Raw genomic sequence first — 20043 nt, forward strand, 5'->3', positions numbered from 1 at the left:
GGCTCCCAGTAGACGACTGGGTTGATAGGCCGGATATGGAAGCCCTGTGAGGGGTGGAGTTGACCGGTACTAATAGGCCGAGGGCTTGTCCTCAGTTGCTCGCGTCCACTGTGTTGTTCTGAAACAACGACCGCCCTGCCGGCGGGTCGGAACAGTTTCATAGTGTTTCGGTGGTCATAGCGTGAGGGAAACGCCCGGTTACATTCCGAACCCGGAAGCTAAGCCTCACAGCGCCGATGGTACTGCAGGGGGGACCCTGTGGGAGAGTAGGACGCCGCCGAACAATTCTTCTGAAGAACCCCCATCCGGATTCCCGGATGGGGGTTCTTCGCATTTCCGGAGCGGCTTCCTCGCCCCTGGTGACTCGGCGGAGATGGCGGCCGAGCGGTCCTGGCTCCGGTCGAACCGGGCGGCCCTTCTGGAGGGCGCGGAGGATTCGGGCGGCTGACGCCTGGGCCCGTCCAACCCGCCGTCACTGACGGGCCGGCTCCGGTGCGGGCGCTCTCGGCGGCGCCCGTCAGCCGGCCGGCTGCGGCAGTTGGCCCGGCACCCACAGCGGCACGGGGCCGCCGCGCGGCATGGCGCGGGCGGCGTCCTCCTCCAGCAAGCCGTCCACCCGCTCCGGGTCGGCGCCGCTCAGGTCCACCAGGGCGGCCGCGGCGACCCTGGCGCAGCACAGCACCAGCGCGAGGGTGTCCTGGCGGCGGTGCGGCTCCCGCACGTACGCCGCGCCCCGGTCCCGGAGGTGCCTGCGGTGGGTGGGCCAGTCCCCGGTGGCCAGTGCCTGGACGCCGTGCCAGACGAGGGTGAGCGCGCAGGGTTCGGCCGGGTGCGTCACGCCTTCCCGGCGCGCCTGCTCGCGGGCCTCGGCCGACCGCTGGCCGAGCCACACCAGCGCCGCCGTCCCGTCGTCGCCGCAGGAGCGCAGGACGAGCTCGGCGGCCTGCTCGGCGACGGCGCGCAGCACCGCGGGCGCGGGCACCCGCAGGCCGGGCGCCGGTGTGTCGCCGAAGGACAGCCAGGCGTCCGCGAACGAGGCGGCGCGCAGCCCGCCCACCCAGGCGGGCGCCCCACCCGGGGCGCCGAGCCGTTCCCGCGCCCCCAGCCGGACCAGGCCCACGGCGACCAGTCGCGCCGCGTCCCCGTCCAGGTCCAACACCCGTCCACTTCGCACCACTAACCCCCAGCAGCGTTCGTCACCCCGTGGTCACACATCCCACCACACGGGACGCGAACGAACTAGACAGGGTCACGTCACATCTCGGACTCGGTCGGTACCCCCGCCGCCCGGTGGGCGTACCGACCGCCACCAACCAGGCGAGTTTCCACGGCTGCGGCCACGGCCACGGCCACGGCCACGTCTGCTCTGCGTGGCCCGGCTCAGATGCGTTCGGCGGACCAGTGGGGGTCGCGGCCGGTGAGGGCCAGGAGCTGGTCCTGGGTGTCGGCCCCGGGGTCCGGGGTGAGCGGCGGGTCGAACAGGCCGGTGCCGGGCAGGTTGCGGTAGCCGAGGAACTCCGTGAGGGCGTAGCGGGCGGCGCCCGGTGGCATGCGGCCGTTCTCGCCCAGGGCGCGAGCGAGGTCCCAGGCGTGCACGATGGTCTCGGCGGTCAGTTCGCGGGTGTACCCGCCGACGTCGCGCAGCCCGTACGGGAGGTGCACCAGGAGGTCGGGCACTCCGGGGCGGTGCAGGGCGCGGACGGCGGTGTCGGCGGCCATCGCCCACACGCCGAGGGGGTTGCGCCCCAGGACGTCGCCGTCGAAGCGGTGGCCGATCTCCTCGGGGGTGTAGCCGGCCACCGCCTGGCACACCCAGAGGTGCTGCGCGGCGAGGTGGTTCACCAGGGCGCGGACGTCCCAGTCCCGGCAGGGTGTCGGTGCCGTCCAGCGGTCCTCGGGGACGGCCCGCAGCAGGCGGGTCACCTCCGCCACGGCGGCGATGTAGCGTTCTCGGACCTCGGCGTGGAACCCGGGTGGGTGCGGACATTCCATCGGAGGGCCTCCCTCCTGCCCTTCTCACTCTCAGTAAATCGCTACCGCGAGTGACGTGCCAGGGGAGCGGACCGGCGCCCGGGCCCGCGTGCGGGGCGGGACGGCCGGCGGGCGGTCGCCGTCGGTGACCAGCAGGCGCGATCCGTCACCCCGCGGCGTCCTCCAGGACGGCCCGCGCAGCGTTGTGTCCGGGGATGCCGCTGACCCCGCCGCCCCGGACGGCTCCCGCGCCGCACAGCAGGACGTTGGGATGGGCCGTCGCGACGCCCCACCGAGCACCGGGGGAACCGGACTGGGCGCCCGGGGATCCGGCTTCGGCGGCGAACGGGAAGGCGAGGTCGCGGTGGAAGATGTGGCCGCCCGGCAGGCCGATCTCGCGTTCCAGCTCCGGCGGCGTCCTGGCCTCGATGCAGGGCCGGCCGTCGGCGTCCGTGGCCAGGCAGTCGGCGATCGGTTCGGCCAGTACGGCGTCCAGCTGCGCCAGGCAGGCGGCCAGCGCGCGTTCCTTGGCCGCCGGGTCGTCGAACAGCCGGGCGGGCATGTGCAGACCGAACAGCGTGAGCGTCTGGAGGCCCTGCCGGACGGCCTCCGGGCCCAGGATCGTCGGGTCGGTGAGGGTGTGGCAGTAGATCTCGGAGGGCGGCGCGGAGGGGATCCGGCCGGCCCGCGCCTCGGCGTACGCCGTCTCCAACTGGCCGTAGCCCTCGGCGATGTGGAAGGTGCCGGCGAAGGCCTCGCGCGGGTCGGCGGCGGTGTCCCGCAGGCGGGGCAGGCGGCGGAGCACCATGTTGACCTTCAGCTGGGAGCCCTCCGGTGCGGGCCCCGGGTCCTCGCCCAGCAGTCGGGCCAGGGTGGCCGGTGCGGCGTTCACCAGGACCCGGCGCGCCGCCGCGATCGCCTCGCCGTCCCGGTGCCGGTAGGACACCTCGGCGTCGCCGCGGCCGTCGGTGGCGATCGCGGTGACCTCGCAGCCGGTCCGGATCTCCGCGCCGGCCGCCCGCGCCGCCCGGGCCAGTTCGCCCGTCACCGCGCCCATCCCGCCGACGGGGACGTCCCAGTCGCCGGTGCCGTTGCCGATCACGTGGTAGAGGAAGCAGCGGTTCTGGAGGAGTGACGGGTCGTGGGCGTGGCTGAAGGTGCCGATCAGCGCATCCGTCAGGACCACGCCGCGCACCAGGTCGTCGGCGAAGTTCCGCTCGACCGCCTCGCCGAGCGGCCGCACGAACAGGTCCGTCCAGGCGGCCTCGTCGCCGATCCGCCGGCGCAGTTCGGCGCGTGTGGGCAGCGGCTCGGTTAGCGTCGGGAACACCCGCTCGGCGACCTGCCCGGTCATCCCGTAGAAGCGCTGCCAGGACTGCCACTCCCGGTCGTCACCGGTCAGCGCCCGGAACGACTCCCGGGTGCGGTCCGGGTCGCCGGCGTCCACCAGCAGGCCGGTCGGCTTCCCGCCGCGCACGGTGGGGGTGTACGAGGCGATCCGGCGTCGGCGGAGTTCCAGCCGCAGCCCGAGCTCCCGGACCACCTTCCGCGGCAGCAGGCTGACCAGGTAGGAGTAGCGGGACAGTCGGGCGTCCACCCCGGCGAAGGCCCTGGTGGAGACCGCCGCCCCACCCACCTCGGGCAGCCGTTCGAGCACCAGCACCCGCCGCCCGGCCCGCGCCAGATAGGCGGCCGCGACCAGGCCGTTGTGCCCGCCGCCGACGATCACTACGTCGTGGCGGACGGAGCGTGAACCGGGACCGGAGGGTGACGCGTCGGTGTCCACCCGGCCACGCTACGACAGTTCACCGCACGGCGGAACAGCCCGGTGCTCACCGCTCGCGCCGTCGGCCAGGGCTTCGGAGGCGGCGCCCGGGGGAATCCCGTCCTGGGCGGAACGCACCGGCGGTGCTGACGGCCCATCACCCTCGACCCGCTTCCATCCGCAGGAGACCAGCCGTGCCCGCAGGTCCACGTCGCACCACACCACGTCGCACCACGCTGTTCCGATCCCTGATATCCGGCCTCTGCGCCGGGTTCACCGCCCTCGCCGTCACGGCGGGGCCGGCGCAGGCCGTACCGGTCGGCGCCCAGACGGCCGCCGCCCGGTACGTGACGGGAAGTCCGCATGATTCGGCGGCGACCGCCGCCTACGTGATCAGCACGCCGACGAACCTCTCGACGGCGTGCGCGGGCCAGAACGCCGAGACCATCCAGGCAGTGGATCCGGCGGTGAACGCCGTGTACGACTCCTGGATCGGCTGCCGGGGTATCGGTTTCGCGGGCTCACTGGACGGGGGAGCGACGTTCGGCGCGCCGGTCACCCTGCCGGGCAGCGTCGGCCAGAACGGCGGCCGGAGTTGGGACCCGGCGATCACCGTCGCGCCGGACGGCACCGTCTACGTCGCGTTCATGGTCGCCCGCTCCGGCCTGACCTATCCCGTGGTCGACGTCAGCACCGACCACGGCGCCAGCTTCAAGACCGCCGGAACGATCGCCCCGCCGGACGCGAACAACTGGGGCGACCGGGACTTCATCACCGCGGGCCCGGACGGCACGCTCTACCTCACCTGGGACTACGGACCGAGCGCGGCCGCCGTGACGTTCGTCTGCGCGCCGAGCGGCAGCTGCGCCTTCGCGACCGGCGATGTCAACGCCGTCCTGCAGAAGTCCACCGACGGCGGCCGGACGTGGAGCCCGATGTCGGACATCAGCCCCGGCTACCCGAACAGCGGGGCCGACAGCGCACCGATCGTGGTCGAGCCGGACGGCGCGCTCGACGTGGTGTACCAGGGCTACGTCGTCACCGACGTCCCGACCGACAACCTGACCGTCGCCTACACCTACGCGACCCGCTCCACCGACGGCGGCACGACCTGGTCGCCGCCGGTCCGGATCGGTGCCGACGCCGGGACGATGAACAACAGCGAATGGTGGATCGACGGCAGCGAGGCGCTCGGCCCGGACGGGACGCTGTACGCGACCTGGGACACCCAGGGCCCGAACAGCGACACCGGATGGCTGTCGTACTCGCGGGACCACGGCTCGACCTGGTCCACTCCGCTCCAGGCACCCGCGGACACGCTGAACGTCCCGCACATCATGCAGGTGGTCGCCGGCCCGCCCGGGATCGCCTACGTGGGCTGGCTGTCCAGCAGTGACCCGCGCGGCTACGCCCAGTACCTCCGGACCTTCTCGACGACGAACGGCTGGCTGTCGGCCCCGGTCCCGGTGTCGCGGGACTTCGGCACCGGCACCGTGTGGCCCGGGGACACCTTCGGCCTGTCCGCGCTGTCACCCACCCGCCTGGTGCTGGCCTGGGGCAGTGCCGTCGCTCCCACGGCATCCAACGACAGCATCTGGGCCGCGACCGTCGGAGTGACCTTGCCCCGGCGTGCCCTCGACCTTGACGAAGCCGCCCCGGCCGTGCCGTCGCGGATCCGGGGCTGAGTCGTCAGCCGGGCAGGAGCGGGGCCGGGCCGAGCTCGTGGACCGCGGTGGCCGGGGTGTGGCGTACCGGCGTGTCGAGCAGCGCGCCTGACCGCGGGCCTTCGACGATCCGGACCAGCCGCCAGCCGTGTGCGCGGTAGTAGGCGTGCAGGCCGGTGTTGTCGCTCCAGGCGTTGGCGCGGAGCAGTTCGGCGCCGGCGGTCGCCGCCCGCCACCGGGCCCAGTCGGCCAGGCGTGCTCCGATGCCCCGGCCGGCGTACCGGCGGTCGACCGTGAAGCGGCTGAAGTAGCGGGCGGGCTGGGCCAGTTCCTCAGGCGTCCACAGCCTGCTGCTGCCGGTCGGCCGGACCGTGAGGGTGGCGACGGGCGGCCCCTCGGGCTCCAGCATCGCCACCACGGTGGCGCCACGTTCGATCCAGGCGAGGGTGTGCGCCGTGTCGAGGGGTGTCGACCACTGCGTCGAGCCGTGCTCGCGGCCGATCCAGGCCGCCGCGCCCGCCCGCAGCGCCGCCAGGTGGTCGAGGTCGGCCGGTACGGCGGCGCGCAGGTACAGCGGGGGCGGCGCCGCGGTCGTCAGCACGGCTCGAAGGTGAACCGGGCGCGCAGCGCGTCCACCAGGCGGCGGCCCACGGGGTTCAGCGTCGTGCCGTCGACCGTGGTCAGCGAGTAGCGGGTGACGATCCGGCCGAGCGGCGCACCGGAATGGACCACCGTGCCGGCGCGGGGCAGTTGGAGCAGCACGCAGTCGTCCGGCCCGCATTCCAGCAGACCGAGGCCGTCGCCGCAGCGGTGCAGTCCGCCGTCCTTGAGCCGGTGCAGGCCGCCGGTCGGCGCGGTCGCGAGCCGGGCGGTGGGCCCGGTGTGCGGCACCAGCAACTGGGTGGCGCCGACCGGGTCCAGCCGGGCGTCGGAGCGGGTGGCGTGGCCGTACCGTTCCAGCACGTGCCGGAGGGCGGCGGGCACTGTCCGCTCCGCGAGCTCCAGTTCGCCCAGCAGCCAGGTCGAGCCCTGCATCCGGCAGTTGAGTTCCAGGAGCAGGGGCGTCCGATCGTCGCCGAGGACGAAGTCCGCGCCGAACAGCCCCCGGTAGCCCAGTCCGGCGAGCTCCGCGCCGACCCGGGCCACCGTCGCAGCGGCCCGCTCCAGCGCGGGCGGGTACAGCGCGGCGGGTGCCTCGAAGTCGCAGCCGGCGTAGGCGCCGAACGGTGTGCCGAGGCCGTCGACCCGGGTGAGCTGCACGGAGGTGCGCAGGACCGACACCGTACCGTCCGCCGACACCAGTCCGTGGACGTTGATCGCGGTGCCCTCGGTGTACCGGCTCACCAACCACCGTTCGGCGGGGGCGATGCGGCGCAGGTCGTCCTCGTCGCACACCAGGTACGTGCCCTGCCCGCTGGATCCCTGCGGGGCCTGCACGACGTACACCTCGCCGAAGCGGTGGCGCAGCGCACGGTGGTCGAGCTCCCCGACCACGGTGTCGGGCGGTGTCGCCACCCCGATCGACCGGAACCACTCGCGCTGGGCGATCTTGTCGTTCAGCACCGGCAGGTCCGGCGTGGGATGCGGCGGAACGACCCGGGCGCCAAGGGCCGCCAGGGCTGCCTGCCAGGACGCCCGCAGCGTCAGGTACGAGTGGAGCCCGAACTCGCGGCCGGACCAGGCCCGGTGGGTGCGCTCCGGGATCCGGCGCAGCAGTTCGCCGATCCCCGCACGGACGCCCAGGTCGTCACGGACCCGGGTGGCGGCCTCCAGGGAGTGGAACTCGACACCGAACTCGCCCGCCCAGTCCGCGTCCTCGGCCTCGACGCTCAGCACCGTCGACAGGCAGCCCGCCCGCAGCAGGGGAAGGACGACCAGGGGCCGCCGACTGACGGACAGGCCCGGCCGGGTCCGCAGGCGGTCGATCGCTTCGTCATAGGAGGTGATCACCACGCGATTATGGGGACGCCCGACGGCCCATGGTGGCGGCGCCGCCGCTGCGTGCGGATCCCGCCCAGCCCGCGCGGGGTGGCGGCCGAGTGCATGTCACTCCTGAGGAGGAGGGGCCCTTGTTGACGCGGGAGCCGGCCCGGTCGGGAGCCGGGACCCGAAAGGGGTTCTCGCCCACGCGCCGCACGCCCCACAATGGGCCGGTCGGGCACGAGGGTTGGGGGCCGTGGTGGGGTGGTTGCTGGGGATCGGCGGGGCGCTGCTGCTCGGGGTGGTGACCAATCTGGTGTACGACTTCGTGAAGGTCGGCGGGTCCCGGATTCCCCTGGCACGGGCTCGGCGAGCGCATCTGTCGGCGCAGGCGCGGGCGCACGACGTGGCGGCGGACGGGCTGGTGCCGCTGATCACCTGGTCGGCGGCGCGGCCGTTGACGCCGGGCTCGTTGGTGACGGGCTACGAGGGGCGGCCGCAGCGCCCGCACGTCCTGGACGGCGCCGGCTGGGCCGACGAGGTGGCGCGGCAGCGGGCGGCTGGGGCGGCGGGGCGTACGGCGTACATCACGCGGTTGACGGTCGATCACGGGGAGCACGGGGCGGCGCGGGTGTGCGAGGTGGGCATCGCCGAGAGCGACTACGCCGAGTGCATGGCCACCACCCGGCTGGGACGGGAGGATCCGGAGGCCGGCCGGCTGCTGCGGGAGGCGCTGGGGCAGGGGTTGACGGCGTTCGTCGCCGTCGTGCCGCCGACGATGGTGAGCGCCTGTGTGGCGGTGCGGGACCGGGCCGGGCGGCTGCTGCTGCTCCGCCGGTCGCTGGCCGTCAACACCTTTCCGGCGCAGTGGACGGTGGGCATCAACGAGACGATGAAGTACCGGGACGAGCCGGGCGCGGCGGAGGACTTCTACGGGCTGGTCCAGCGGGCGTTGGAGGAGGAGTTGGGCCTGCTGCCGGCGGACGTCGGCCCACCGGTGATCGGCTGGCTGGGCTGGAGCGAGCGGGCCTCCTGCTACACCCTGGTCGCCACCGTCCGGGCGCGCCTGGACGCCGCCGAGATCGACCGGCGGCGCGAGGCCTGCCACAGCACGTTCGAGCACGACATGGCGGTGTGGGTGCCGTTCACCCGCCGGGTGGTCTCGGCCCTGGTGGTGGGCGGGGAGTGTCCGGACGGTTCGCGCCGCTGGTCGTATCTGGCGCCGCTGGTGGCGCGGGAGGCCTGGCGGGCGGCGCAGCAGGGGCGTGAGTCGTGACGAGGTCGGCCGGCTGACCGGGCGGGAGCAGTCGGGCGGGACCGGTCCTCAGCGGGCCGCGAGGTGCCAGTCGGCCGGGCCGGACGGCGGAAGGTGGCCGGGCAGGCCGGGTGTCCAGCGCTTCGTCCCGTCCGGAAGCACGGCGAGCGCCTCGACGCCCGGCCGGCGGGCGGCCCAGGCCAGTGCGCGGTCGGGGCTCATGGCGAAGGCGGCGGTGGCCCAGGCGTCGGTGCGGGCGATGCCGGTGCCAGGAACGCCGACCAGGGTGAGGGAGGTGAGGCCGTCGGCCGGGCGGCCGGTGTGCGGGTCGAGGATGTGGGCGCCGCGCTCGGCGGTGCCGGAGGTGGCCACCGCGAGGTCGTGGCCGCTCAGGACGGCGGCGAGCCGGTCGGGCCGGCGGGGGTCCGCGACGCCGATCCGCCAAGGGCCGCCGCCGGTCTGGACGTCCCCGCCGCCGCTGACGCAGTACTGCCGGGCGCCGGACGCGCGCAGCTGTGCGGCCGCCTCCTCGACGGCCCAGCCCTTGACCCAGCCGCTGGGATCGAGCCGCCCGCCGGGCCGCTCGGTGAAGTAGCCGTCGGTCTCGGCCGCCACCTCGCGGCAGGCCGCGAGCACCGTCCGGACCTCCGGATCGCAGTCCTGCACGGTCAGTTCACCGCGCCCCAGCCGGCTGATGTCGCTCTGCGGCCGGTAGGTCGAGAACACGGCGTCGATCCGGTGCAGCCGTTCGACGATCCGCCGCACCACCTCGGACGTGTCCGGGCCGGGGTCGCGGACGGCGATCGAGAACACGGTGCCCATCACGGGCTCGGCGTGGCGCAGCACCGGGCCTCAGCTCTTCGCCCGGTCGAGGGCGCTCTGCAGGGAGCGGACGTAGCCGTCGCTGGTGTACGTCGCGCCGCTGACCACGTCGATCCGGGCGCTCTGCGCGGAGATCGCCTCCTGGTTGAGGATGGGCAGGGCGCTGCTGTTGATCTCGCGGTCCCGACGTTCCTCGGTGGGGTACTTGACCACGTCGACGGCGGTGAGGCGGCTCCCGGCGAGCGTGATCTGCACCTGCACCGGCCCGTAGCGGGTGTTCACGGTGTCCCCGCTGACCTTCCGGGTGGCGCCACCGGAGGAGGCGGGTGCGGGGGAGGCGGACGGGGTGGAGGAGCCACCGGCGGAGCCGGAATCGGCGGTCTCCGAGGTCCCGGACGAGCCCGACGAGCCCGACGAGCCCGACGAGCCCGACGAGCCCGACGAGCCCGAGGACCCCGAGCTGATCACCGGCGCGGGTCCGGACGCCTCGTGCGGTTTGAGGGAGAGCAGCAGCACCACCCCGGCGGCGGTGGCGGCACTGGTGACGATGGCTCGACGCATGAGCGGCACGACTCCTCAGGAGCGAAGGAACGAAGAAGGTCGATGGGGTCGGCAGACCCGGCAGATGCGGCAGGGCCGGCGGGTTCAGAGCGCGAAGGACTCGCGGTGGATGCGCCCCGCCGGCACCCCGGCCGCCCGCAGGGCGCGCACCGCCTCCTCGGCCAGCGCCTCCGGCCCGCACAGGTACACGTCGTGCTCGGCGAGGTCCGGGACGAGTCGGCGCAGTGCCGCTCGGAGGTCCCCGACCTGCTCCCGCGAGCCGAGCAGCTCGTGCACCGCCGCGCGGCGCCGCCGGGCGACCTCGGCCAGTTCGGCCCGGAACAGGACGTCCTCGGCGCGCCGTGCCCGCTGGATGAGCGTCACCCGGCCCGGCAGCGTCTCGAACAGCGCCCGGAGCGGGGTGATCCCGACGCCCGCCCCGAGCAGCAGCACCTTGCGCTGCCGCTGCCGGCGCCCGGTGAACGCCCCGTACGGCCCTTCGGCCCGGACCGGGGTGCCCGGGCGGAGTGCGGCGACGGCCGCGCTGTGTCCGCCGAGATCCTTCACCGTGAACCGGAGGTGTTCCGGGTGCGCCGGCGCGGACAGCGAGTACGGGTTGGCGGCCCAGCGCAGCCCGGGGGCCTGGAACTGCAGCCGGAAGAACTGGCCCGGCTCGGCCCGGAGTTCGTCCAGCCGCCGACCGGAGAGGAACAGCGACACGACTCCCGGGCCTTCCGGCCGAACCTCGGCGACCCGCAGTCCGTGCCGCCGGTCGAGCAGCCACGGCCGCAGCAGGCGGAACCAGCCGAGCAGCGCCGCCGTGCCGAAGTAGAGCGCGTACCAGGCGGCCTGGCCCGGTCCGCCGCCGAGGTCGGCACCGGTGGCCAGCTGATGGGCGAAGGCCAGGGCGACGGCGAGGTAGGTGGCCAGGTGGAGGTAGTACCAGGTCTCGTAGGAGAGGCGCCGTCGGGCGGCCCGGGCGGAGACGGCGCCGGTGCCGAGCATCAGCAGGGTGCCGAGGGTCGCCTTCAGCATCTCGGGGTAGTGGAAGACGATCTCCACGCCCTCGCCGACCAGCCCGCGCCCGTCGGTGAGCGCGTAGCCCCAGACGACGGTCAGCACGTGCACGGAGACCAGGGCGACCAGCCACCGCCCGCCGAAGGCGTGCCAGCGGGCGAGCCGGTCGGCGCCGACCCCGCGCTCCACCGGCGGCAGCCGGGCCATCAGCAGGAGCAGCACCGGCGCCGCGTACCCGGCGAGCAGTCCGGTGATCCGCCCGGCGCCGGTCAGCCAGCCGGCCGCGCCGACCACGGACGGCGTGTTCAGCCACCACAGTCCGAGCACACCGAGCGCCCCGGCGGCGATCAACCCGAGCGCCGCGCGCGGCGGCAGCTCGAGCGGCGGGCGCGGCACCGCCCGGTGGCGCGGGCCGGCGGCGGCCGGCGGGGACTTCCGTACGGTGGCAGTGGTCATCTGGATCCTCCTCGACTCCCGGCGGCGGCGCGGCCCCGCCGAGGCGCTCCACGATCGCACCGCAAGCTCTGAGCCACCTCTGAACAAGCTCTGAGCCACCTCTGAAGGAGGCCGGCCCGAGCTCCTTCGGAGCGGTATCCGTCCAGGTCAAAGCCAATGTGCTGGTGTGCGAACCACATTCCGCGATCTCACGGGTTTCTCATCGCGACCGGGCAGCATGAACGCCGACCTGACATCGAGCCGAGGAGCACCATGGACGACACCGTCACCGACCGCCCGGACTGGCGCGTCCTGGTGGTCGACGACGAACCGGACGTGGTCGAGGTGGTCTGCGGCGCCGTCCGCTACGAGGGCTGGCAGGCGCGCGGCGCCACCACCGGCCTGGAGGCCGTTCGCCAGGCGGCGGACTGGCGGCCCCACGCCGTGGTGCTCGACATGATGCTGCCCGACCTCGACGGCCTGGAGGTGCTGCGCCGTGTCCACGCCGGGCAGCCCGAGGTGCGGGTGCTCTTCCTCACCGCCCGGGACGCCCTCGAGGAACGCATCGCGGGCATCGCGGCGGGCGGCGACGACTACGTGACCAAGCCGTTCAGCCTGGCCGAGGTGGTGGTCCGGCTGCGCGGCCTGCTGCGCCGCGCGGCCCCACCCGCCGGGCCGCGCCCGGTACCCGAACACGCCCTGGTGCTCGGTGACCTGGTGCTGGACGACCGGGCCCGTGAAGTGACCAGGGGCGGCGAGACCATCGAGCTCAGCCCGACCGAGTACGCGCTGCTCGCGCACCTGATGCGCCACCCACGGCAGGTGCTCAGCAAGGCGCAGATCCTGGAGGCGGTCTGGTCGTACGACTTCGGCGGCCAGGCGCACATCGTGGAGCTGTACATCAGCTACCTGCGGAAGAAGGTCGACGCGGGCCGCAGCCCGATGATCCACACCGTGCGCGGCGCCGGCTACCTGATCAAGGCGGCACCGTGACCCGCGTCCGGAAGACGCTGTCCCGCACGCCGCTGCCCCGTACGCTGCGCGCCCGGCTGATCGCCGGCCTGCTGGTGCTCCTGGTGGTCACCTGCGCCGCCGTCGGCTTCGCCACCACGGCCGCCCTGCGCCACTTCCTGGTCGACCGGCTGGACCAGCAGCTCGCCGAGACCGGCGGCCGCTACGCCGCGAGCCTGGAGCACGCCGGTTCCGGCGCCGCGCCGGACACCCGGGCGCAGACCCCCGGCACCCTGGGCGTACGGCTGGTGGGCGGCCACGTCACCGCCGCCGGTGTGGTCGACGGTGATGCCGACGACGGCGACGACCCCGGCCCCGACGATCCCGACTCCGACGACCGGATCACCTTCACGCCCGACCAGGAACGGTCGCTGGCCGCTCTTCCGGTCGGCGGCCCTGCCCGCACCTTCGATCCGGGCGGGGCGCTGGGCCCCTACCGGGTCCGCGCGGTGGCCGGGCGGGACGGCGACGTGCTGGTCTGCGGGTTGCCGCTGCGCCCGGCCGAGGACACGGTCGCGCGGCTGGAGGCCCTCGAACTGATCGTCTTCGCGATCGCCGTCGCCGCCGCCGGCGCCGCCGGGGCGGTGTGGGTCGGCTGGTCCCTGCGCCCGCTGCGCAGGGTGGTGGGCATGGCGGAGCGGGTGAGCGCCCTTCCGCTCGCCAGCGGTGAGGTGATGCTGGCCGAGCGGGTGCCGGACGACGACCCGCGCACCGAGGTCGGCCGGGTCGGCGCGGCGCTCAACCGGATGCTCGGACACGTCGGCGACGCCCTCGCCCGCCGTCACGCCGTGGAGGAGCGGCTGCGCGCCTTCGCCGCCGATGCCAGCCACGAGCTGCGCACCCCCGTGGCGACGGTGCGCGGCCACGCCGAGCTGGCGCTGCGCCACCCCGGGGAGGTGCCCGGGCCGGTGCGGCACTCGCTGGAGCGGATCGACGCGGAGGCGCTGCGGATGGGCGCGATCGTCGAGGACCTCCTGCTGCTGGCCCGACTGGACGCGGGGCGGCCGCTCGCCGGGCAGGAGGTGGACCTGACCCGGATCGCGCTCAACGCCGTCGCCGACGCCCGAGCGGCCGGCCCGGACCACCGCTGGCGGCTCGTCCTGCCCGAGGAACCGGTCCTGGTGACCGGGGACGACCACCGGCTGAGCCAGGTGGTGGCCAACCTGCTGGCCAACGCCCGCACCCACACCCCGCCCGGCACCGGCGTCGAGCTGAGTCTTCAACCAGCCGCCACCGAGGTCGAGTTGCAGGTGGCGGACGACGGGCCGGGGATCGCGCCGGAGCTGCTGGACCAGGTCTTCGAACGCTTCGTCCGGGGTGACCGCGCCCGCTCGCGTGCCACCGGCTCGACCGGGCTCGGCCTGGCCATCGTCCAGGCCGTCGTCCAGGCGCACGGCGGCACCGTGACGGTGGCGAGCCGGCCGGGCCGTACGGTGTTCACGGTGCGGCTGCCGGGGGCGTGACCGTGCGGAAGCGCTGCCGGTACTCCGTCGGCGTGGTGTCCAGTCGGCGGCGGAAGGCCCGCACCAGGGTGTCGGTGGTGCCGAACCCGCAGGCGGTGGCGATCCGTTCGAGGGTATCGTCGGTGGACTCCAGCCGGTGGCGGGCGAGTTCGACCCGGGCGGACTCGATGTAGGCGCTCGGGGTGGTGCCCAGCTCGCTCTGGAAGATGCGGATCAACTGCCGTTCGCTGACGTGCGCGTGGGCGGCGAGATCGGGCACGGTGAGCCGCCCGGTGAGGTTGCGCCGGATGTGGTGGCGCAGCCCCTCGATCCGCCGGGTGGTGGAGACCGGCTCCAGCGGGACGCTGAACTGGCTCTGGCCGCCCGGGCGTTTGAGGTACATCACGAGCTGCCGGGCGACCCTCAGGGCGAGCTCCTCGCCGAAGTCCTCGGCGACCAGGGCGAGCGAGAGGTCCAGGCAGGCGCTGATGCCCGCACCGGTCCACACCTCGCCGTCGCGGATGAAGATCGGGTCGGCGTCGACCTCGATCAGCGGGTATTCGGCGGCGAGTTGGCCCGCCGTCGACCAGTGGGTGGTGGCCCGCTTGCCGTCCAGCAATCCGGCCGCGGCCAGCAGGTGGGCGCCGACACAGACGGACGCGACCCGGTGTGCCCGGGCGGCCAGCGCGCGGACCTGCTCGACCACGGCCGGGTCGGTGAGCGCCCGCACCCGGCGCTCACCGTCGACCTCGACCGCGCCGGGCACCAGCAGGGTGTCGATGGCGCTCTCCGCGGCCTGGTCGAAGGTGAGATCGGGCAGGACGCGCACCCCTGCGGCCGTGGTGACCGGCCCGGGGCCGGCCGCGGCGAGCACCACCCGGTAGCCGGTCGCGTCGTCGGTCTCCCGGCGCACCAGCGAGAACACCTCGGGCGGCCCGGTGACGTCCAGCAGGTCGACGCCCTCGAACAGGACGATGACGATCAGTCGCTGCGCGGTCGTACTGCTCCCGGTGGTCTCCACGGACTGTCCCCCATGTCGTCGTGTCGTCGATCGTTGCCGCTGTCGGATATCGCTGCTGGATATCGCTGTCGGAATGTTGATGTCGGAATCTGCATGTTAGGCGACATTGCCGCCATGCCGCGCCCGCCCGTAGCGTTCCGAAGGCACGCCGCACCCGGCGTGACCTGCGAGATCCCAACCCGACGAAGGCGGTACAGCCATGCCCACCACCACCCTGCGCGCCCTCACCGGACTGGACGAGAAGCCCGCCGTACTCGGCTTCTCCACGCTGATCCTGATCGACTACCAGAACACCTACACCCGCGGCGTGATGGAGCTGACCGGCTGGCGGCAGGCCCTCGACGCGGCCACCGGCCTGCTCGCCCGCGCCCGGGCGGCCGGTGCCACCGTCATCCACATCGTCAACGACGGCGGGGAGGGCACCCCGTACGACATCCGCGCCGAGATCGGCGCGATCCACCCCGCCGTCGCCCCGGCGGGGGGCGAGCCGGTGGTGGTCAAGCAGGCCCCGGACGCCTTCGTCGGCACTGGCCTGGGCGCCCTGGTCGACGCGGCCGGCCACCAGGACGTGGTGGTCGCCGGTTTCATGACCCACATGTGCGTCGCCTACACCACCGCCGGCGCCTTCCTGCGCGGCAACCGCCCCACCGTCGTCGCCGACGCCTGCGCGACCCGCCCGCTGCCCTCGGGCGGCGTCGAACTGCCCGCCGAGCAGGTGCACCGCAGCGCCCTGGCCACCATCGGGGACCTGTACGGGGTGGTGGTGGAATCGGCGGCCGAGCTGGGCTGACCCGATCGGCGCCAGGGGGGTGCGGCCCACGGCCCCGGGCACGCCACGGCCCGGCACCGCGATTCCTGCTTCAGACGCTGGCGGGACCGGGACCGGGACCGGGACCGAGGCCGGGAGGCCACCCCCGTTCCTTCAGCTCGGCCGGCTGTCCCCCCGGAACGGCCCCGTCTCAGACGCCAGCCGGCAGCTTCGGCACCGTCCGCGGCTGCCGGGGCAGCGGCAGGGACAGCGCCTCCCTGGAGGTGGTCGGCAGCGCCAGCGCCGAAACGGTCTCGGCCGGCAGGGGGCGCAGGCCCAGCAGGGCGGTGGCGAGACGGGTGGTGGCGCGGTGCCAGTCGGGGATGCGCTGGAGCATGGCGTGGCCGCTGCCGGTGACGGTGTAGCCGCAGACGCGGGCCCCGGCGGCGCGGCTGCGGGCGGCGAAGGCGTAGGTCTCGGCGGGCAGGGTGACGGTGTCGCGATCGCCGTGCAGCAGCAGGACGTCGCGGCCGGCCAGGTGGTCGCAGGGGTCCTCGGCCGGGCACCACGGGGCGAGGGCGATCAGGCCGGTCACGGACGGGTGGCCGCCGGCCCGCAGGGCGGCCCGGCCGCCCATGGAGTGGCCGATCAGGACGGTCGGGACCGGGCCGAGCAGCGCGGCGGCCTCGTCCAGGGCGGCCAGCGCGTCCCGGGCGGCGTCGGCGCGTTCGCCGTTCCAGCCGCGGTGGCGGTAGCGGACGGTGCCGACGGCGATCCCGGCGCCGGCGGTGTCCCGGTCGAGTGAGCGCAGGAAGCCGTGCATCCGCAGCAGCGGCAGGTTGAGGCGTCCGGGCCGGGCGAGGTTGTGCTCCTCACCGCCGTGCAGGACGAGGACGGCGGCCCGGGCCCCGGCGGGCCGCGTCCGCCAGCGCAGCACCTGGTGCGCGGCGGTGACGGATTCCGTGTCACGGCCAGTGCCACGGCCGGTCTCGCGGTCCGTGGCGCGGTCCGTGCCGCCGGTGTCCGTGTCACTGCCGCCCGCGCCGGTTCCGATCACCGTCGCACCCCTTCCACGCCGTGGCCGGTTCCTCCGGACCGCCACTGTACGCGTGCGGACGGCGGGAGTGTTCACCCGAGGGAACCATCCCGGACGGCCGGCGCGCGCAGCCCGGGCGGGGTGCTGTTATCCACGAAGGGTGGGGGGCCGCAGGCGCCGTTCGTGGCGTCGCGTCACCGAGTGGAGGACTCCGTGGCTCAGCAGCTCGCACTCTCCGTCGATTTCGGGTCGGGCTTCACCCAGGCCTGGTCCAAGATCGCCAAGGTCATCCCGCAGTTCCTCGCCTTCCTGGCGATCCTGGTCATCGGCTGGTTCGTGGCGAAGGCGATCGCCCGGGTGCTGGACCGCGTGCTGCGCAGGCTCGGTTCGGAGCGGGTCGCGGAGCGGGCTGGGATGGCCCGCTACCTGGCCGGTTCCAAGTACGACATGACCGGCATCCTCTGCAAGATCGTCTACTACGCGATCCTGCTGATGGCCTTGCAGCTGGCGTTCGGCGTCTTCGGGCCCAACCCGATCAGCGTGATGATCCACAGCATCGTCGCCTGGCTGCCCCGGGGCATCGTCGCCGTCGCGGTCGTGGTGGTGGCGCTGCCCCCCCCCAACGGCGTGCGCGACATCGTCGGCAACGCGCTCTCCGGCGCGTCGTACGGCCGCACCGTCTCCACCGTGGTGTGGGGGTTCATCGTGGCCCTCGGCGTGATCGCGGCGCTCGGCCAGGCCGGGATCGCCACCGCGATCACCGGACCGGTGCTGATCGCGGGGCTCGCAACCATCGCCGGTGTGCTGGTGGTCGGTGTCGGCGGCGGCCTGATCATGCCGATGCGCCAGCGCTGGGAGCGGTGGCTGGACAGCGCCGAGCAGGAGACCGCCCGGCTGCGCGGCTCCGCCTACCAGGCCGGTCGCGCCGACGCGCTCGGCAACCAGCCGGTCCGGCCGACCACCCAGGCGGACCCGGGCAACCCGCCGACCCCGGGCATCGACCCGGGCCGGGGCCTGTAGGACGGAAGGCGCGGTCCAGGCGGGGCCGGGCTCGGTGGCCCGGGCGCAGTGGCTCAGGCCTCCAGCAGGCCCTGATCGCGCACCAGCCAGCAGATCGCGGTCAGCCGGGTGACGGCGTAGTCGTACCCGACGGGCTCCCGCCAGCCGATCTCGGTGAGCGCGTCCAGGAAGCCCAACGCGTAGTCCGCCAGTTCCTCACGGTCCAGGGGCCGGGGCGCGAGCTCCGGCCCCTGCGCGTACAGCAGCTCCCGCAGCATCGCAGCGTGCTGGTCGACCGCGGCGACGAAGCCGGGCTCGAAGGCGAACTCGGCCAGCCGCGGCGTGAAGGCGGCCACGATGCCGGGCAGCGGGCAACCGGCCGGCCCGTCGGGGGAGGGCCGGAACGATTCGTCGGGGGTCGCGAACATCCGTCCAAGGTAGGCGAGCCGCCGAGCGGGGAAGCCGGCCCGTGACGCTTCCGTGCTGAGACCTTGACCACGCTCGAAACGTTCCGTGGCCGGCCGGTTCCATGCGCTCATGAACCGGGTGGTCCGTACCACAATGGTCCGCATGGATCTCCGCATCTTCACCGAGCCCCAGCAGGGCGCGAGCTACGACACCCTCCTGAAGGTCGCCCGCACCGCCGAGGAACTCGGCGTCTTCAGCGCCTTCTTCCGCTCCGACCACTACCTGAAGATGGGCGACGTCGATGGTCTGCCCGGCCCCACCGACGCCTGGATCACCCTGGCCGGCCTCGCTCGCGACACCAGCACCATCCGCCTCGGCACCCTGATGACCGCCGCCACCTTCCGGCTGCCCGGCGTCACCGCGATCCAGGTCGCCCAGGTCGACGCGATGAGCGGCGGCCGGGTCGAGTTCGGCCTCGGCGCCGGCTGGTACGAGGCCGAGCACGCCGCCTACGGCATCCCCTTCCCGAAGGAGAAGTTCGGGCGGCTGGAGGAGCAGCTGGAGATCATCACCGGGCTGTGGCGCACCAAGCTCGGCGACACCTTCGACTTCGCCGGCGAGTACTACACCCTCACCGACTCGCCCGCGCTGCCCAAGCCCGCCCAGGAGCGCATCCCCGTGCTGGTCGGCGGCAACGGCCCCAAGCGCACCCCCGCGCTGGCCGCCCGCTTCGCGGACGAGTTCAACCTGCCGTTCGCCTCGGTGGAGGACACCGCCGCCCAGTTCGGCCGGGTCCGCGACGCCGTCGAGCGGGCCGGGCGCTCCGCCGACGAGCTGGTTTACTCCAACGCCCTGGTGCTCTGCGTCGGCCGGGACGACGCCGAGGTGGCCCGCCGGGCCGCCGTGATCGGCCGCGAGGTGGACGAACTGAAGGCCAACGGCCTGGCCGGCACCCCGGACGAGGTCGTGGAGAAGATCGGCCGTTACGCGGCGGTCGGCAGCAGCCGGGTCTACCTCCAGGTGCTCGACCTGGCCGACCTGGACCACCTGGAGCTGGTCGCCTCCCGGGTCGCCCCGCAGCTCGGCTAGCAGCCTGCCGCACTGGCCCCCCGCCCGCCCCTGACCACGGGCCTTTACTCGCCCTTGGGAATGCGCCATGCTCCAGGAGACCAGGAAACGGTGGGGGGAGGGCCGGTGGCCGGGACACGAACGGCGCGGGCGGCGGTGCCAGCGGTGCCGCCGCCCCGTGCCGGCGACGGCCGGGCCGTCCGGGCCGGGCTGCACGAGCTGCGCGGCCCCGGCCCGACCGCCCTGCACTACCCGCCCGGTGACCTGCTGGTCGTCACCGGCCTGCCCGGCAGCGGCAAGAGCACCCTGATGCGCCGTAGTGTCCGCGCCCCGCTGGTCGACTCCCAGCAGGTCCGCGAGGAGTACGCGGCCCGGCTGCCCGGCCGCCTCCCGTACGCGCTCTACCGCCCGCTGGCCAGGGTCGCCCACTACCGCCGGCTGCGCCGGGCCGTCCTGGACGGCGGCCCGCTCGCCGTGCACGACTGCGGCACCCTCCCCTTCGTACGGGCCTGGCTCACCCGCACCGCCGCCCGGCAGGGCCGCCGGGTGCACCTGCTGCTGCTCGACGTCCACCCGGCCGAGGCCCTGGCGGGCCAGCGGCGGCGAGCCCGCGGCGTCTCGCGCTACGCCTTCGCCCGTCACCGGGCCTCCGCCGCGCGGCTGCGCGGACTGCTGCTCGGGGCGCGGCGGCCGCCGGCCGGCTGTGCGTCGGCCGTGGTACTCGACCGGGGCGCCGCGCGCGCCCTACGGGTGATCGACTTCACGGCGTCGTAGTCTCGGCGGATCCGCGCCGGGCACCGCCGGTCGCCGCACCCGACCGCCGCACCCGATCGCCGCACCGACCGCCGTGCCCGTCCGCCCGCCCGGTCGGCTGTCTGCTGTCGTCGGTCGGTGGTCGCCGTCGGACCGGCCCGTCGGCGC

Annotated in this window: 19 protein-coding genes and 2 rRNA genes; 10 read left to right on the top strand and 11 right to left on the bottom strand. The window is 74.4% G+C overall.

Translation table 11 applies throughout. The features are described from left to right. Together ACZ4WV_RS00005 and rrf are read left to right on the top strand one after the other, a co-directional pair. Positions 1-93 (top strand): 23S ribosomal RNA (locus tag ACZ4WV_RS00005); the annotation flags it as partial. 73 nt (positions 94-166) lie between these two features. Then, positions 167-283 (top strand): 5S ribosomal RNA (gene rrf, locus ACZ4WV_RS00010). A 234-nt stretch (positions 284-517) separates the two neighbouring features. On the opposite strand, the gene ACZ4WV_RS00015 is transcribed toward rrf, so the two are convergent. From ACZ4WV_RS00015 to ACZ4WV_RS00025, 3 genes are all read right to left on the bottom strand, one after another. Further along, positions 518-1159, bottom strand: a complete 642-nt coding sequence (locus ACZ4WV_RS00015; protein WP_465741080.1) for a hypothetical protein — start codon at positions 1157-1159, stop codon at positions 518-520. Between the two features lie 221 nt (positions 1160-1380). After that, entirely contained in the window at positions 1381-1992 is a 612-nt protein-coding gene (locus tag ACZ4WV_RS00020) for a TIGR03086 family metal-binding protein (protein WP_465741082.1), read from the bottom strand. A gap of 145 nt (positions 1993-2137) precedes the next feature. Further along, positions 2138-3757: a phytoene desaturase family protein gene (locus ACZ4WV_RS00025; protein WP_465741084.1), complete on the bottom strand. Its 1620-nt coding sequence runs from the start codon at positions 3755-3757 to the stop codon at positions 2138-2140. Between the two features lie 173 nt (positions 3758-3930). Here ACZ4WV_RS00025 and ACZ4WV_RS00030 point away from each other — a divergent pair, with 173 nt between their 5' ends. Continuing rightward, positions 3931-5421 carry a hypothetical protein gene (locus ACZ4WV_RS00030; RefSeq protein ID WP_465741086.1) on the top strand — a complete coding sequence of 497 codons (1491 nt, stop codon included), beginning with the start codon at positions 3931-3933 and terminating at the stop codon, positions 5419-5421. Between the two features lie 4 nt (positions 5422-5425). Here the strand turns inward: ACZ4WV_RS00030 and ACZ4WV_RS00035 are convergent, their stop codons facing one another. Both ACZ4WV_RS00035 and ACZ4WV_RS00040 read right to left on the bottom strand, forming a co-directional pair. Further along, entirely contained in the window at positions 5426-6001 is a 576-nt protein-coding gene (locus ACZ4WV_RS00035; protein WP_465741088.1) for a GNAT family N-acetyltransferase, read from the bottom strand. Further along, entirely contained in the window at positions 5995-7350 is a 1356-nt protein-coding gene (locus tag ACZ4WV_RS00040; protein ID WP_465741090.1) for an ATP-grasp domain-containing protein, read from the bottom strand. Before ACZ4WV_RS00040 ends, ACZ4WV_RS00035 begins: the two co-directional genes overlap by 7 nt. A gap of 226 nt (positions 7351-7576) precedes the next feature. On the opposite strand from ACZ4WV_RS00040, the gene ACZ4WV_RS00045 reads away from it, so the two are divergent. Then, on the top strand, positions 7577-8596 hold the full coding sequence (locus ACZ4WV_RS00045) for a hypothetical protein (protein ID WP_465741092.1): 1020 nt from the start codon (positions 7577-7579) through the stop codon (positions 8594-8596). A 48-nt stretch (positions 8597-8644) separates the two neighbouring features. Here ACZ4WV_RS00045 and ACZ4WV_RS00050 read toward each other — a convergent pair whose 3' ends face one another. The 3 genes from ACZ4WV_RS00050 to ACZ4WV_RS00060 form a co-directional block, all read right to left on the bottom strand. Beyond that, the gene (locus ACZ4WV_RS00050) at positions 8645-9421 is read right to left on the bottom strand and encodes an FAD:protein FMN transferase (protein WP_465741094.1); all 777 of its coding nucleotides are present in this window, start codon (positions 9419-9421) and stop codon (positions 8645-8647) included. Positions 9422-9427: 6 nt separating this feature from the next. Next, on the bottom strand, positions 9428-9958 hold the full coding sequence (locus ACZ4WV_RS00055) for an FMN-binding protein (RefSeq protein ID WP_465741096.1): 531 nt from the start codon (positions 9956-9958) through the stop codon (positions 9428-9430). An 84-nt stretch (positions 9959-10042) separates the two neighbouring features. Further along, on the bottom strand, positions 10043-11410 hold the full coding sequence (locus tag ACZ4WV_RS00060) for a ferredoxin reductase family protein (protein ID WP_465741098.1): 1368 nt from the start codon (positions 11408-11410) through the stop codon (positions 10043-10045). 252 nt (positions 11411-11662) lie between these two features. Between ACZ4WV_RS00060 and ACZ4WV_RS00065 the strand changes: the two genes are divergently transcribed. Continuing rightward, a complete protein-coding gene (locus ACZ4WV_RS00065) occupies positions 11663-12382 on the top strand; it encodes a response regulator transcription factor (RefSeq protein WP_465741100.1) in 720 nt (239 codons plus the stop codon). Next, the gene (locus tag ACZ4WV_RS00070; RefSeq protein WP_465741102.1) at positions 12379-13863 is read left to right on the top strand and encodes a sensor histidine kinase; all 1485 of its coding nucleotides are present in this window, start codon (positions 12379-12381) and stop codon (positions 13861-13863) included. Before ACZ4WV_RS00065 ends, ACZ4WV_RS00070 begins: the two co-directional genes overlap by 4 nt. Here the strand turns inward: ACZ4WV_RS00070 and ACZ4WV_RS00075 are convergent. Beyond that, the gene (locus ACZ4WV_RS00075; protein ID WP_465741104.1) at positions 13838-14863 is read right to left on the bottom strand and encodes a GlxA family transcriptional regulator; all 1026 of its coding nucleotides are present in this window, start codon (positions 14861-14863) and stop codon (positions 13838-13840) included. The genes ACZ4WV_RS00070 and ACZ4WV_RS00075 overlap by 26 nt on opposite strands. Positions 14864-15062: 199 nt before the next feature. Here ACZ4WV_RS00075 and ACZ4WV_RS00080 point away from each other — a divergent pair, with 199 nt between their 5' ends. Beyond that, positions 15063-15653 (top strand): cysteine hydrolase family protein, encoded by a 591-nt coding sequence (locus ACZ4WV_RS00080; protein ID WP_465741106.1) that lies wholly within the window; start codon positions 15063-15065, stop codon positions 15651-15653. 169 nt (positions 15654-15822) lie between these two features. Here the strand turns inward: ACZ4WV_RS00080 and ACZ4WV_RS00085 are convergent, their stop codons facing one another. Next, entirely contained in the window at positions 15823-16668 is an 846-nt protein-coding gene (locus ACZ4WV_RS00085; RefSeq protein WP_465741108.1) for an alpha/beta hydrolase, read from the bottom strand. A gap of 192 nt (positions 16669-16860) precedes the next feature. On the opposite strand from ACZ4WV_RS00085, the gene ACZ4WV_RS00090 reads away from it, so the two are divergent. Next, the gene (locus ACZ4WV_RS00090; RefSeq protein WP_465741110.1) at positions 16861-17667 is read left to right on the top strand and encodes a mechanosensitive ion channel family protein; all 807 of its coding nucleotides are present in this window, start codon (positions 16861-16863) and stop codon (positions 17665-17667) included. Between the two features lie 53 nt (positions 17668-17720). Here the strand turns inward: ACZ4WV_RS00090 and ACZ4WV_RS00095 are convergent, their stop codons facing one another. After that, positions 17721-18074, bottom strand: a complete 354-nt coding sequence (locus ACZ4WV_RS00095; RefSeq protein WP_465741112.1) for a DUF6401 family natural product biosynthesis protein — start codon at positions 18072-18074, stop codon at positions 17721-17723. A 142-nt stretch (positions 18075-18216) separates the two neighbouring features. Here ACZ4WV_RS00095 and ACZ4WV_RS00100 point away from each other — a divergent pair, with 142 nt between their 5' ends. Beyond that, the gene (locus ACZ4WV_RS00100; RefSeq protein ID WP_465741114.1) at positions 18217-19143 is read left to right on the top strand and encodes an LLM class F420-dependent oxidoreductase; all 927 of its coding nucleotides are present in this window, start codon (positions 18217-18219) and stop codon (positions 19141-19143) included. A gap of 144 nt (positions 19144-19287) precedes the next feature. Beyond that, positions 19288-19896, top strand: a complete 609-nt coding sequence (locus tag ACZ4WV_RS00105; RefSeq protein ID WP_465741116.1) for an AAA family ATPase — start codon at positions 19288-19290, stop codon at positions 19894-19896. Positions 19897-20043 lie beyond the last annotated feature (147 nt).

The sequence above is a fragment of the Kitasatospora sp. NPDC029312 genome (assembly GCF_055569215.1).